Here is a 14562-nt window from a genome sequence, read left to right as displayed (position 1 = left end):
AAAAGGAAAACATAACAATGAAAACAATATTTTACCCCGAAAACGAACGTGGAAAAAATGATATAGGCTGGTTAAAGGCAAATTTCTCATTCAGCTTTGGCCCTTACTATAACCCCGAACTGATGAGTTTTGGAGCTCTTAGGGTTTTAAATGACGATATTATAGCCGGAGGCAAGGGTTTTGGCCTGCACCCGCATGATAATATGGAAATTGTGACTATCCCGCTGGAAGGCGGCCTGGAGCACCAGGATAATATGGGCAACAAAGGCGTTATTAATGCCGGTGATGTACAGGTAATGTCGGCCGGAACCGGTGTTTATCATTCAGAATATAATGCGTCGAAAACGGCAATAGCTAAAACCTTACAGATATGGTTGTTTCCGAAAGAGCGAAATGTAACACCACGATACGATCAAAAGAGTTTTACTGATCAGTTTAAGCTAAATGAACTCACCATCCTGGTATCGCCCGATAGGAGCGACGGCAATCTTTGGCTGCACCAGGATGCCACTTTCAGCATGGGTACTTTCGAGGCCGGAAAGGCTTTAAATTATGCCATAAAAACGCCAGGCAACGGCGCTTATGTGTTCTTGTTAAATGGCCTTGCTAAAATAAATGGCATCCTGTTAAACAAACGCGATGCTATAGGTGTTCATGATAGTAGTTCATTTACAATTGAAGCCGAAGAAGAATCCCGTTACCTGATCATTGACGTACCCATGTCATAAATCCTGCAAGCCGACCGCCAAGAGCCGATTTTTTCTGAACTGCAAAACATTTTGACAATACGTTGTTGTATGTCAAATTATAACCTAATATATGGCAGAACAGGTAATTACCGGCTGGCGCAAGTGGATGTTAAACATTGGCGAACAATGTGTTTTCTTCGGCAGATTTTTTAGAAATATTTTTGCAGGCGGCTTCGAATGGTCGGAGTTTGTGCGGCAATGTTACGAAATTGGCTACAGGTCCCTGATGTTGGTGGGCATTACCTCCTTCATCATGGGCTTTGTACTTATTCTCCAGCTCAGACCATCGCTTGTTGCCCTTGGCGCGGCAAGTATGCTGCCTAAAACCCTCGCGGTATCTTTTATCCGCGAAATGGGCCCCGTAATTACTGCCATTATCTGCGCAGGCAAAATAGCCTCCAGCATCGGCGCCGAACTGGGCAGCATGAAAGTTACCGAGCAAATAGACGCCATGGAGGTATCGGGCGCCAACCCTATACAGTACCTGGTGGTAACCCGCATTATAGCAACCAGCTTAATGGTGCCATTATTATCGGTAATTGGCGATGTAATAGGTTTGACGGGTGGTTTCCTTGCCCTTAATATTAACGATAAAATAAGCTTCACGCTGTATTTTCAGAAGTGTATAGGCTCTCTTGATTTTTCGGATTTTTTGCCCGCGGTTATAAAAACCATCTTCTTTGGTTTCGCCATCGGTTTTGTGGGATGCTATAAAGGCTATCACTCCAATAAGGGTACGGAAAGCGTAGGTATTGCGGCAAATTCTGCTGTGGTAACCGCTTCGCTTTGGATCTTCGTTATTGATGCCATCGCGGTACAAGTCACCAGTTTACTATTTTATCATTGAGATGGCAGCAAAAAAAGAAGATATCGAAACTAAAGAAAAGCCATCTGCATCAAAAGATGAGGTGGTTGTACACGCAAAAGGACTCAGAAAAGCTTTTGGTGACAAGGAAGTATTGAAGAACATCAACTTCGACCTGAAACGGGGCGAAAACATGGTAGTACTGGGCAAATCCGGGCAAGGCAAATCGGTAACCATACAATGTATTGTAGGTATGCTTAAACCCGACGGCGGCGAACTTACCGTTTTTGGAGAAGAAGTGGCCCAGATGAGCGACGAGGAATTAAAGCAGCTACGTATGAAAATAGGTTTCCTGTTCCAGAGCGGGGCTTTATATGATAGCATGACGGTGCGGGATAACCTCGAATTCCCGCTTACCAGGGTGCTTAAGCTTAAAGACCAGGCCGAGATTGATAAAAGAGTAGAAGAGGTATTAGACAACGTGGGATTGCTTGATGCGATAGATAAAATGCCATCCGACCTATCGGGAGGGATGCGCAAAAGGGTAGGGCTGGCCCGTACGTTGATTGTAAACCCCGAAATTATGCTTTACGATGAACCTACCACCGGCCTTGACCCGATAACATCTCGCGAGATAAGCGAGCTGATATTGCATATGCAAAAAAAATATAAAACCTCGTCCATCATCATTACCCACGACCTGGAATGTGCACGTATTGTGGCCGACCGGATTGTAGTAATGAACGATGGCGAATATATAGCCGAGGGCTCCTGGAAAGAACTCCATAAGTCTGATAACGAACTTGTAAGATCATTTTTTAACGAAACAACATGAAAACCACATCATCACAAAAAATAAGAATAGGCCTTTTTACCTTCCTTGGGTTGGTGATACTGGGACTCGCAGTTTTTTTTATCGGGAGCCAGAAAAGTATGTTTAACTCCACCTTTACCGTTTATGGCACCTTTAAAAATGTAAACGGCCTGCAGGTGGGCAACAACGTACGCTTTGCCGGTATTAACGTTGGCGTGGTACAATCTATCAACATTGTAACCGACAGCTCGGTTAGAGTTGATCTTACCTTGAACGACAAGGTAAGGCAATTTGTAAAAACCGACTCGAAACTAAGTATCGGCAGCGATGGTTTAATGGGCGATAAGCTGGTGGTTTTAGCTCCCGGCGGCATCTCCAGTAACCAGCAGGTTGCAGATGGGGGCCGGCTGGCCTCAGTAAACCCGGTTGATGTGGATAGGATAATAACCAAACTAACCAGGGTAGCTGATAATGCCGAAGAGATGACCGGCGACTTGGCAGAGATTGTAGGTAAAATAAATAGTGGAAAAGGTAGTATTGGCCGGCTATTAAATAACGATAACCTATCCAGGAGCCTGGAAAGTACTGTGCGGCAGGCCAAAACAACGATGCAAAATGTGCATGCAACCACCGGTACTTTAAATGAAGACCTGAAAGCGGCGCAATCAAATTTCCTGCTAAAAGGGTTCTTTAATAAAAAGAAAAAGGCAGCCAAAGCCAAACAAGATTCCATCAAAAAAGCGCAGGAAAAATTACAAAAGGGCCAGGATAAGGGTGCAAAAGATAAGGCAGACGATAATAACTAAAAAATTCCGTTAAAAGGGGCCATGCTTATACTGTAAGAGGCATTAAGCGGAGAATGTAACCACTTCAGCACTAAAAGCTAAACCGACTATAAGCGAACATGTAAAAAATATTTTGGAGAGGCCGAACTTAATGAAAATTTAGTTGTTCGGAATTTCCGAACAACTGCCCCGGATGGTAAAAACTACGACACTTTTTTTATAACCTGGAGGTAATTATATCCGTTGGTTATCGGGTAAAACGATCGAATTAAAGCCAACAATAATGATTTTTTAATTAAAAAGGCCCCGCTTTATAACTAACTTTAAAGTACAAAGGAGGGCCTTTTTTGTGTTTGCGAGTATTGTTACAGGTTATCCTTTTTAGTTTCTACGGCATCCTGCACCGCTTGCGGCAGGTTTGATAGCAGGTTATAACCGGTAGCCTTCTCAATGTCCCGCACGGTTACGCGGTATTGTTTCCAGTCGGCATTAATGGTGTTAACGTTGGGTGTATTAACGGCTATTACCCTTGTGGTTGTTGTAATCCTGTTAACATCGCCATCGCCGGTTGGCACAACAACTGCCACTTTCCAAACGTTACTTGGCACCGTTACATGGCCGCTGGTAATAGTACTTACAGAGCCATTTGAGCCAGTTCCGCCGGTTCCGTAACTCCCCATTACTATATACACTTCATTCCCGGCTACAACCTGCTCGCGCAGGTAATTTTCAAGGTTAGCCCAGGTTTGCTGGTTGTTTTGCGGCGCCTGCGGTATCATATTGGTCATTAGGAATGTGGCCGAATTGGCATTAACCGAACTTGTCCGATCGGCCGAAGGGCAGTTATGCCCTCTGTCAAACCCCGAGCCAGAATAGCTGTTGCTTTCTACCTCGTAAAAGCCTGTAGGTAAGCCGTTAAAACCGGCAAAATTATCCAGGCGGGCAGAGGCATTGGTAATATTGGTAGCATCAAGATGCCAGCTAACCCAATTTGGCGTGCCGCGTGTGCTATTATATGATTCTTCGTAATATTTTTGATCGATGAGGTAGTTATTGGCCATAACAATAGCAGGCTGTGCATCTGATGGGTTGCCCAGCAAAATGTTGCTATTGTCGCCGGTTGTTGGCTGTGCATCGGTACCGGCAATAACCCCTCTGTCGGGCGCTGCTGTACCGGTGTTGCCCGTAGTATCGCTCCCGCCGGTATCGGGCGGGCCGACAATAATTCCCGGATCGCCAAGTCCTTTGAAGGTAATATCATCAATGTTTATGCGGGTGGTACCCAGTTTCCTAATCTGAAAACGGACCTTTGCTGTAGTGGTCACTTTAAATGAGTCGGTAACCAGGCTGGTGCTGTTTTCGGCGATGTCTGTTCCCAATTGCGTAAAGGTAGCTCCGCTATCTGTCGACATCATCAGTTGCCAGGTTGATGCTGCATCATTCCCATATTTGGCATGTTTGATGCTGATTTGCTTTAAGCCTTTTACATCAAATTTCATGGTGATATCGCCGGTGCGCAGCCTTACTGCTTTATTGCCATCTTTAACATCAGCAGCCAGGCTGCCTATCAATGCGTCGTTAAAACTCCACAAACCGGTACTCAGCTGAACGTTTGCAATGGCATAGGCTGTTTTGCTGCCGTTTTCAAAATTTTCAACAACCATATAAGGCACCGGCTGCTGGATAATCGTGGTATCGCCGGGCGGGATGTGCGGGTTTTGCAGGTCTTTTTTACAGCTGGCCACGGCCAGCATTAAGCCAATACAGATAAATAAATTTCTTAATTTCATAGGATAGTTTTTAATGAGGCAAAAATCGGCAATTGATATTAACCAAACATTAATAAACTATAGTAATACTATATTATCGAATTGTCTATCGTAATAATTACAAATTCAAGGCTTTACCAAGGCAAATGAATCTAATTATTTAGCGCGATGAACCGTTATTTAATGGTAGTTAAGGGAAGAAGCTTAGGAGGTGAAGAAGATATAAGCATCAAACGATGACTGGCGTTATTCCCTGGTTCCGATTAAAGGATCCATGTCCATTGGGCACCTGTTTTGACCAATAACAAGCGCAAATATTTGTGTGCGCTTAATTTGCATGAAGCATCAATTTAGTGTTAACCTTGCAAAAACGATAAAATATTGATTGGCAAATATTTATGAAGACTTTTACTTGAAATGTGTTAAGTTATGTTAACCCAATTTAAATGCGTTTTCCCGAAACCCTTACCTTCCGTCGCTTTACCTAATGGGAATAATTGTATTTTTGCTGATTGATGGCAAGATGCCGGCGTAATTACAAAAAACATGTTTGAAAATCAGGAAAGAACAAATCTGGAAGAATTAGGTGAATTTGGCCTGATAGGCCATTTAACCCAAAATATAAAACTAACGCAGCCAAGTACCAATAAGGGAGTAGGGGACGATGCCGCCGTGCTTGATTTTGCAGGTAAAAAAGTTCTGGTAAGCACAGACATGCTGCTGGAGGGCATTCATTTTGATTTGGCTTACACTCCGTTAAAGCATTTGGGCTACAAGGCAATCCAGGTTAACCTGAGCGACATTTACGCCATGAATGGCACTGCTTCACAGGTTACGGTATCTATCGGCATGTCGAGCAAATTTCCGCTGGAAGCAATTGAAGAACTGTACGAAGGCATTTACATAGCCTGCGAGAAATATAATGTCGACCTGGTTGGCGGCGATACCACCTCATCAAAACAGGGGCTGGTAATTAGTGTAACATCAATAGGTTATGCCGACGACGCTGATGTTGTTTACCGTAACGGGGCAGGCGAAGGTGATTTGATTTGCGTATCAGGCGATTTGGGCGGCGCTTATACCGGCCTGCAATTACTGGAACGCGAAAAGCTGATTTATTTGGAAAATCCCAATATTCAGCCCGACCTGGAAGGTAAAGATTACATCGTTGAGCGCCAGCTAAAACCGGAAGCCCGCCGCGATATTGTGGAACTGCTTAAAAGCATCGAGGTAAAACCTACGGCAATGATAGATGTATCTGACGGCCTTGCCTCTGAGATACTGCACATTTGTAAGCAAAGCGACAAAGGCTGTAATTTATACGAAGAAAAGATCCCACTTGATCCGATGACCTACGAAACAGCCCGCGAGTTTAACCTTGATCCAACAGTGTGCGCGTTAAGCGGCGGCGAAGATTATGAACTGCTGTTCACGGTAAAACAAACAGACTACGATAAGATAAAGTTTAAAATGGATATCACTATTATCGGGCATATTACCGAGGCTTCTGCCGGGTGTAACCTGATCACCACATCAGGGAACTCGCACCCGTTAAAGGCGCAAGGATGGAACGCGTTTAAAAAAGCCGAATAAATGTCGGGCAAGCTTTTAAACAGGTTTTATTTAAATAATCATCCGGAAGGCAATGTTCCTGCTACCGTAAAAAGAGGTGTAGTGTTGCTTTATTTAGCATTGATTATTCAAATGGCCAATAACTCGCTTGATCATATCCACCCATTTGAGTTTATTACCCAATTGCTTTTGGCTATATACATTATATTTGCTACAGGCGAGGGGCGCAAATGGGCCAGGATAGTAACATTGATTTTTATTGTTTTTAACCTGCTATCGTTCATATGGGCTTCGGTAGTTTTCTTCCAAAAAAATCCGGTTGTAAAATTAAGCCCGTTAGTAATGGGGTTGTTTCTAGGAGAGATCCTGTTAGAAGTTACTGCTATCATTATGCTTTTTTCAAAGAGCGCGGCCATTTGGTTTAACAGGCCAAGGGTTGCCCTATAAATATAAAATGGCCGGGAGCTATAGCAGCCGGCCATTTTATGTTGCTTTAAGCCTTCGGCGTTCTGCAGAAGTTTATTTACCCATAGATTTATCCCTTGCTGCTTTAAACTCCGAACCGGGTTTCCAGCCGGGGAAGGTAGTTTCGTTACCCAGTTTGGTACCTATCCTGAAAAGGATATCGGCTATCTGGGCCATGCCTGTAGCATCCATATCGGGCGTGTAATTATCGGCTTGCTGATGATAGCGGTTTTCGTTATAGTCTTTTTCTTTATCAGCACCATAGGTACCATCATGTGCTTTGCTGGTACTGCCAATGTTGATATCAAGCGCGGGTACACCCAGTTTGGCAAAATTGAAATGATCTGACCGGTAGTAGCTTCCAGAGCCGGGTGTACGGTCGCCAACTGTGGTAAGGCCATCTTGTTGTGCAATTGCACCAACATAATCTTCCAGTTCATTTTGCCCTTTGCCGGTTATGGCAATGTCTTTGGTTTCGCCATAATCGCCAATGGCGTCGATGTTCAAATCGGCAACGGTTTTGTTAAGGGGATAAATAGGGTGCGTTGCATAATACTCAGAGCCTAATAAGCCCTGCTCTTCGCCCGTAACCGCTAAAAACACAATGGAACGCTGCGGCTTTGCCGTTGATTTTTTAAACGCGTTGGCTATCCCGATAATGGATGCCACGCCATCGGCATTATCAATTGCCCCATTGTAAATGCTATCGCCCTTTGCGTTCGGTTTGCCAATACCTAAATGATCCCAATGGGCGGTATACAACACGCATTCGGTAGGCCTGGCGCTACCCTTTAAAATGCCGATGACGTTATGAGATGTAGAATATTTTAGTTTGGTGTTAACAGTTAAGTTAACAGCCCTGTTAAGCGAAACAGCCTTAAAATTTTTATCGCGGGCAATGGAGCGAAGATCTCCGTTGATGCCGGCATCTGCAAAAAGCTTTTTGGCAGCCTCTTCGGTAATCCATCCCTCAACCTTACAGCGGTTCATGTGCTTGTCGGGTTGTGTCAAATAAAGTTTTGCTCCCGAGTTACTGTTCGAAACAACACTCCAGCCATAGCTTGCCGGCACAGTTTGGTGAACTATGATAACCCCAGCGGCACCCTGGCGGGCGGCTTCTTCAAATTTATAGGTCCAACGGCCGTAATAGGTCATGGTATCACCCTTAAATAAACCTTTCCGCCCCGATTTAAAGCCCGGATCATTTACCAGCACCACTACCGTTTTTCCTTTTACATCCAGCCCTGCGTAATCATTCCAATGATATTCGGGTGCTACAACACCATATCCTGCAAAAACCAAAGGAGAGTTTTTAAGCTCAACATTAGCCACCTCGCGACGGGTGAAAGCCACAAAATCGCTGGTAACATGCAGGCTTAATGGCGATTTGCCTCCACTAATCTCCATGGTTGGCGATGGCGTGCTGGTAACCTCAACCATAGGAACATCCTGGTAGTAACTGCCATTATTTCCCGGCTCTAACCCGGCCTTTTTAAACTCAGATGAGATGTAGGCAATGGCTTTGTTCTCCCCGGCGGTAAAAGGCTTGCGGCCCATCATCGAATCGGCTGCCAATACCGCTATTTTTTCTTTGATTTCTTCCGGGCTGACGGCCTTGGCGGCCTCTTCCGTTTTTTTATCGTGTTTACAACCCGTAAATACAACGGCGCCGGATAATAATAAAAAACAAAATTGTTTAATATTCATATAGGTGGTGTTTTTTCAAATGTAATTAATTGAGGTTGATTATAAAAGCCGCCTCTATTAGGGTATCAACGATAAATTGGCGGATTGTATTAGCCCCAAGCCCTAAGTTCTAATTCAAAAAAATCAACTTTAGACTTATGAGTTACTTTAGACTTAACACTATGGCTTAACGCCGTATTTGCGCGCAATTTGCGGGTACACATCAATCAGCGCGTTTGATTTGCCGTCCCTGTCAAAAATCTGCTCCCAGGTGCTCAGCGGTTCCCATATGAATGATCCAATACCTTTGCCGCCAGGTACTGTAAATGCAATATCGTTAACTTCTCTCTTTAGTTGAGTGTACTCGGCAACCATAACCTGTTTATGATAACGTTGGGCCATATCGGCCATGTTGGCTTTCAAATCATCGGGGGTGCCATGCCATTTGGGATAGTACGACAGCCCTATCACATCAAACGGTAAATTTCTTGCCGCCATGTTGTCCATGAAAAACCGCGACTCGAGGTTTTGGCCGCCTAAGGCAATATGCACCATGATAATGGTTTTCGGGCTAACGGCTTTTACTCCTTTTACACCGGAGTAAATCAATTGCGCCAGGCTATCCAGATTGTTAATCTGCCCGTCGGGCCAAATCATGCCATGATTAATCTCGTTGCCAACCTGCACCATTTCGGGCGTGGTGTTTTGATCTTTCAGCTGTTGCATTACCATCGTGGTATAATTTTGAACCGATTTTTTTAGGGTGATAAAATCCTGCCCAACCCAGGCGGCCGGTTTGTTTTGCTGCTGCGGATCGGCCCAGTAATCGCTGTAATGAAAATCGAGCAGCAGCTTCATGCCCGCAGCTTTTACACGTTTAGCCATTTTCTTGGTATGATCCAGGTCGCAAAACCCCTTTGTTGGCGAATATCCTTTGGGCCTGGCAGGGTCATTAAAAATACGAAGGCGGATGTAATTGAAGCCATGCTCCTTCAATATTTGAATGGCATCTTTTTCAACGCCTTTATCGCTGAATTTAACCCCTTTTGCTTCCAGTTCCGGCAGGAAAGAGATATCAGCACCCAATATTTTGTCAGTCACCTTTTTGGCAACGTACTTATCGTTGGTTACCCTATGTGGGCTTCCGGGTTGTACGGTGTGAATTTCGGTTGATCCGGTCCATAAGCTATCGCTTTTTGCCTCAAATTTTATATGGCCACGGGTACGGCCGGCAATTAGCTTTACCCAAAGCTGGCCGTTTTTCATATTGGCCCGCGCCGATGTATCGGCTATAGTAGCTGCAGCATCCGCTTTGCCAGACGTTGTTATTGCCGCTATCCGCGCATCACCCTGTACCGAAAAATGGATAAGGTTACTGGCCGTTTTTACTTCGTCACCCTTACTGTCAATTACCACCACTTTAATCATTACATCGTCGGTACCATTGGCAATAACGGTAGTTTTATAGGGTGTAATTTGTACCTCGGCCGGCTGACCAGCCGGCTTCACCGCCCGGCGACGCTGTGCAAACGAAGTAGAACCGAATAAAAGCAAGGAACCAATGATAGTAAAAGAGAAAAGGGATTTCTGCATAACTTTATAAATGGTTAATAAAGGTAAGGCTTTGGCGGTGGCGATGTGATGGATAACATGATCTTTACAAAAGCGCACGTATATATAGCAAGGCTATTTACGACCAGTTTCTTTTATACCATCGTTTTAGCCGGGCGAAAAAGGCAATGCGCTGCCAGGCAACCTCGGCACTAAGCAGTGCGATAATGGCGAATACAGACGCCTTTACGGCATCGCCCTCTGAAGAGAATGTTCCGGCCAGGGCTATCACATATACCAGAACAGGGAGCATTAAAAGGATACAAAGCCCCGGCACGCCCAGGGGGATCTTGAAAGGCCTTGCCCTGTCGGGTTCTTTTATGCGCAGTTTTACCAGCGAAATATACTCTAAAGAAAGGCCTGCCCCATATACGGTTACGTCGATAATAAACAACTCGCCCAGTTTCCATAATATCATGAAGCTCACCACCAGCGAGCAAATAATGATGGATACAAAGGGCGTGTTAAACCGTTTATGTAAACGGTTGATTCCGGCCGGCAGCAACTTGTCCTGGGCCATTACGTGCGGCACCCGCGAAACGGATAATAACACAGCGGCATAAATACCTAAGGAACTCGCCATACCTCCTACGGCAACTACAACGCCGAGCCAATGCCCGGCTATCAATACGCCCAATGCCGGCATTCCTTCATCTGTAAATTTAGTATGATTGATGCCCGATTGCTGGGCTACCCAGGTGATAAAAAAGTAAACCACTATAACCAGCGTAAACGCGATGATTATGGATATGATATAGGAGCGCACCGGCTGCTCTACCTCCTCGGCATAGGTTGTTACGTTATCCCAGCCCAGGCAGTTCCACATCACCGTATACAAGGCCATTCCGAACGATGGAAATGTAAGGCCTTTAAAAGATGGCGCAGGCAGCGTTAATGGCCCTGTATGATGATGAATGGCCAGCACAATTACAATGACCACCGGTGCCAGCACAATTGCGCTTAAAAACAAGCTTGCTTTACCCACCGGTACAATGCCCAATATATTTAAGCCCGCTGATGCCCAGATGACGAGCAAGCAAACCTGTATTTTATATTGAGCCAGTTCGGGGTAAAAAAAGGAGGCGTACATTACAAACAGTACGGGGTAAATGGCCAGGTCGACAAACGTATAAAGCCAGGTCCACCATCCTTCATAAAAACCCCAGCGGGTACCAAGGGCGTGTTTTACCCATTTATAATAGCCGCCGTTCACCGGCATCATGCTGTTTAATTCCAATACGGTTAATATGGCAGGCACATCCCACAAAAGCGGAGTAATTAACAGGATAATCAATGCGGCATGATTGCCGGCATAGCTTAACAACGGCTCCAGGCCGTAAGGCCCACCAGATACGGTAAAGAAGATAACAGCAATAAGCTGTATAGGCCTTATCTTTTTTAATGCGGCGGGTGATGGCATTTTTATTTATCCGTTTTTTTTGACGGTTTCCCGACGGGTAAAAAAGGGCTTTTTATTTTTTCTTCGGTATAGATAGATTTTCGTAGTGCCCTAAGCTGTTGTTCGGCTGCTTTTTTTAATGCGAGCAATCGTTGGTATTTATCAATTCCTTGTTCAATTAATATTGCATTATATCCCTCAAGATTAGATAAAACGAGCAATTCATGGGCATCTGCTAAATCTCTCATGTTTAGCCCTTTTAAGTGTAGTTGGGGATTGGTCTCTCGCCATTGTTTTGCCGTAAATCCAAAGATTCCTACACTTAGCAAATCGGCTTCGCTTGCATATATTAGCCACTCTCTATCTTTTTCGAGGTTTAATTGGGGAATTACAAAATCCTTTATCGCCGCAGTATGGATCGTGTAATTCGCTTTAGACAGAAATCTTCTATAGTCCCATTCCGAACCAAGGCGCCTTTGCTCCTCGTCTTTTAGTCGTTGAAACTCTTTTACTAATAATAATTGAAACCGTGGACTTATCCACATGCCAAATTGAAATGCGATGTCTTTATGGGCGTAAGTGCCCCCGTATCGCCCTGGTTTTGCTGTAATTCCAATCGCGCCTGTTTTTTCTATCCATTCTTTTACCGACAACACAAAGTTATTTCCTCCTGCGGTGTTTTTAATTGTACCGAAATCGGTATAATTAAACTTTTCATTAAACATCGCCTCCCACTCGCCCAGGTACTCAATTGTATTTTTTAAACTAAGCCATTTTGTAATGATGATGTTTTCATGTTGACTTTTAGCCATATCTGTCAGTGATATGTAATCGGTATCATTTTGAGAAAAAATGGCAATTTCAACACCTTCAACATTAATTTTACCCATAAAGATTTAATTATAGTACGAGTATAAACATATATACTTTAAGAAGAAAACATCCGTGACTTTAACCGGATTTAAGATATGGTTTTTGTCATTCGTTATCACAAAAAAAGCCCCGATATCCCGGAGCTTTCAATAATCTAAATAGCGTAGTTATAAACTCAGCCACTTCGTACGCACGGCCAACTGCTGTGCTGAAGGGCTATCAACGGGTACTACCTTATATTTCACCCTGTTACTTTTCAACAATGTTATTGGCAAGGTAACAGATTGCCCGTCGCGGTTAACGGTTACCTGTATTTTATCGCCGGGGTTTTTGCCGGTTATCAGGTTTGAGCCGTCGGATATGGGGTTGCCGTCAATGGCTGTTATTTCGTCGCCAACGTTAATGCCATCAATATAAGCCGCGGTGCCACGGGTTACACTGGTAACCATTACTTTTTTGGCTGCGGTGGTGCCGGTGGTAATACCCAGGGCAGCATCATTGTTACCGGCCAGTTCGTCAACTATTTTGTAGCCGGCGTAACCCAGGTATTTGTTGTAGTCAACAGGGTCAAGTCCGTTTATGTATTTTTTATAAAAATCATCCAGCTTTTTGCCTGCAAACATTTCAAATCCTTTTTTAAACTCAGCATCGGTATAGCCACGTTTTTTGTTTTTGTAATAGGTTACATACATGTACTTCATTACATCGTCAAGATTGTGTTTTTGGGCCGAGTTGTTGATGATCTCCAAATCCAGCATCATGCCAATTATAGCGCCCTTGGTATAATAAGAAATAGTGGTATTGTTTGAGTTTTCGTTGGGACGGTATCCTTTTATCCAGGCATCAAAGCTCGATTCGGCTACGGTTTGTACGTTTTTGCCCGGCAGGTTTTCTAGCACGTTAAACTCGTTGGCTATCTGCTCCAGGTAGTTTTCGGGCGGATAAAGATTGGTGCGGCGAACTGCTATCTCCTGGTAATATTCTGTGAAGCCTTCGGCAATCCAAAGATTGGTGGTATAATTTTCGTTATCGTAATCAAAGGGGCCTAAAACAATAGGCCGCAAACGTTTCACGTTCCAAAGGTGAAAGTGCTCATGAGCTACCAGGCCCAGGAAACCCTGGTATCCTTTTTCGCTGCCATAATTATCGCGGCCAATGCCCAAAACAGTAGAGCCAAGATGCTCTATTCCGCCTCCGCCACGCAAATGATTATGGATAATAAAAGTGTAATGTTTATTGGGGTTTTCGCCAAATATGGCTGCTTCCTGCTGAATAATGGCATGCATATCTTTTTTAATGCGTTCTTTATCGTAGTTGCCGCCTCCGTACATACATACTTCATATTTAACACCGTCAACATCAAAACCAAAAACATCCTGGTTGCCTACTTCGATAGGTGAATCGAACAAAATATCAAAATTGGGCGAGTGGCGTACAAATGGGTTGCCGTTAACCATCTCTAAACTGGTTGAAACTTTAGCCCAGTCTTTATATGGGGTAATGGTAATAGTTGATGGCGAATGCAACATATTTGCGGGATAAATAAATATACCCGTTGTTGAAAGGAAAGCATGTGTTACATCAATATAGCTGGTACGTACAGATACTTCGTTGGCATAAACACGATACTTGACAGTAACAGCCGCCACACCTTTTGTAGTAATGCGCCAGGTGTTTTTATTGATTTTGGGCGAGGCTACAATTTTGCCATTGATGCTGGCGCTAAAGGCCTCGATGTTTTTGGCAAACTCTCTAACCAGGTATGATCCGGGTGTCCAGACAGGCATTTTAAGATCGAGCGTGTTTTGCTTAAGCCCGGTGATATTCATCTCTATTTCGGCATAATGGGCCTGGGCTTCGGGAAAGGAAACCGTATATGATATATCCGATGGGGGTTGCGCCTTACTGGCGTTTACATTCATAAAAAGTAAAATTAATGATACAGTCGCGGTCAGCTTAATTGGTTTCATGCGTGCAAGTTATAAAAATTATATTTTTTTAAAATATCGGCCTTGTTTACACGTGTAAAATGGT

At 44.1% G+C, this 14562-nt stretch carries 12 protein-coding genes; 6 read left to right on the top strand and 6 right to left on the bottom strand.

The window, feature by feature from the left end; translation table 11 throughout:
- Positions 1–17: 17 nt before the first annotated feature.
- The 4 genes from AC1DV1_RS03560 to AC1DV1_RS03545 all read left to right on the top strand — a co-directional run bounded on the left by AC1DV1_RS03560 (position 18) and on the right by AC1DV1_RS03545 (position 3174).
- Entirely contained in the window at positions 18–728 is a 711-nt protein-coding gene (locus AC1DV1_RS03560) for a pirin family protein (protein ID WP_477355339.1), read from the top strand.
- A 91-nt stretch (positions 729–819) separates the two neighbouring features.
- Positions 820–1596 (top strand): MlaE family ABC transporter permease, encoded by a 777-nt coding sequence (locus AC1DV1_RS03555; RefSeq protein ID WP_477355336.1) that lies wholly within the window; start codon positions 820–822, stop codon positions 1594–1596.
- A 1-nt stretch (position 1597) separates the two neighbouring features.
- A complete protein-coding gene (locus AC1DV1_RS03550; protein WP_477355333.1) occupies positions 1598–2389 on the top strand; it encodes an ABC transporter ATP-binding protein in 792 nt (263 codons plus the stop codon).
- A complete protein-coding gene (locus AC1DV1_RS03545; RefSeq protein WP_477355330.1) occupies positions 2386–3174 on the top strand; it encodes an MlaD family protein in 789 nt (262 codons plus the stop codon). The genes AC1DV1_RS03550 and AC1DV1_RS03545 overlap by 4 nt, the downstream gene beginning before the upstream one ends.
- Positions 3175–3518: 344 nt before the next feature.
- On the opposite strand, the gene AC1DV1_RS03540 is transcribed toward AC1DV1_RS03545, so the two are convergent.
- Positions 3519–4943 carry a DNA/RNA non-specific endonuclease gene (locus tag AC1DV1_RS03540; protein WP_477355327.1) on the bottom strand — a complete coding sequence of 475 codons (1425 nt, stop codon included), beginning with the start codon at positions 4941–4943 and terminating at the stop codon, positions 3519–3521.
- Between the two features lie 525 nt (positions 4944–5468).
- On the opposite strand from AC1DV1_RS03540, the gene thiL reads away from it, so the two are divergent.
- Together thiL and AC1DV1_RS03530 are read left to right on the top strand one after the other, a co-directional pair.
- Positions 5469–6515: a thiamine-phosphate kinase gene (thiL, locus tag AC1DV1_RS03535; protein ID WP_477355324.1), complete on the top strand. Its 1047-nt coding sequence runs from the start codon at positions 5469–5471 to the stop codon at positions 6513–6515.
- Positions 6516–6941, top strand: coding sequence for a hypothetical protein (locus AC1DV1_RS03530; RefSeq protein ID WP_477355321.1), 426 nt, complete (start codon positions 6516–6518; stop codon positions 6939–6941).
- Between the two features lie 72 nt (positions 6942–7013).
- Here the strand turns inward: AC1DV1_RS03530 and AC1DV1_RS03525 are convergent, their stop codons facing one another.
- The 5 genes from AC1DV1_RS03525 to AC1DV1_RS03505 all read right to left on the bottom strand — a co-directional run bounded on the left by AC1DV1_RS03525 (position 7014) and on the right by AC1DV1_RS03505 (position 14498).
- On the bottom strand, positions 7014–8666 hold the full coding sequence (locus AC1DV1_RS03525; RefSeq protein ID WP_477355319.1) for a M28 family metallopeptidase: 1653 nt from the start codon (positions 8664–8666) through the stop codon (positions 7014–7016).
- Positions 8667–8825: 159 nt separating this feature from the next.
- On the bottom strand, positions 8826–10238 hold the full coding sequence (locus AC1DV1_RS03520) for a glycosyl hydrolase 53 family protein (RefSeq protein WP_477355316.1): 1413 nt from the start codon (positions 10236–10238) through the stop codon (positions 8826–8828).
- 97 nt (positions 10239–10335) lie between these two features.
- A complete protein-coding gene (locus AC1DV1_RS03515; RefSeq protein WP_477355313.1) occupies positions 10336–11676 on the bottom strand; it encodes an APC family permease in 1341 nt (446 codons plus the stop codon).
- A gap of 2 nt (positions 11677–11678) precedes the next feature.
- A complete protein-coding gene (locus AC1DV1_RS03510; RefSeq protein ID WP_477355309.1) occupies positions 11679–12545 on the bottom strand; it encodes a KilA-N domain-containing protein in 867 nt (288 codons plus the stop codon).
- A 150-nt stretch (positions 12546–12695) separates the two neighbouring features.
- The gene (locus tag AC1DV1_RS03505) at positions 12696–14498 is read right to left on the bottom strand and encodes a M61 family metallopeptidase (protein WP_477355306.1); all 1803 of its coding nucleotides are present in this window, start codon (positions 14496–14498) and stop codon (positions 12696–12698) included.
- Between the last annotated feature and the right edge of the window lie 64 nt (positions 14499–14562).

It is taken from the genome of Mucilaginibacter sp. P4_D1, from assembly GCF_056401935.1.
Note: the sequence above shows the minus strand (reverse complement) of the source record. Positions and strands in the feature narration are given on the sequence as shown.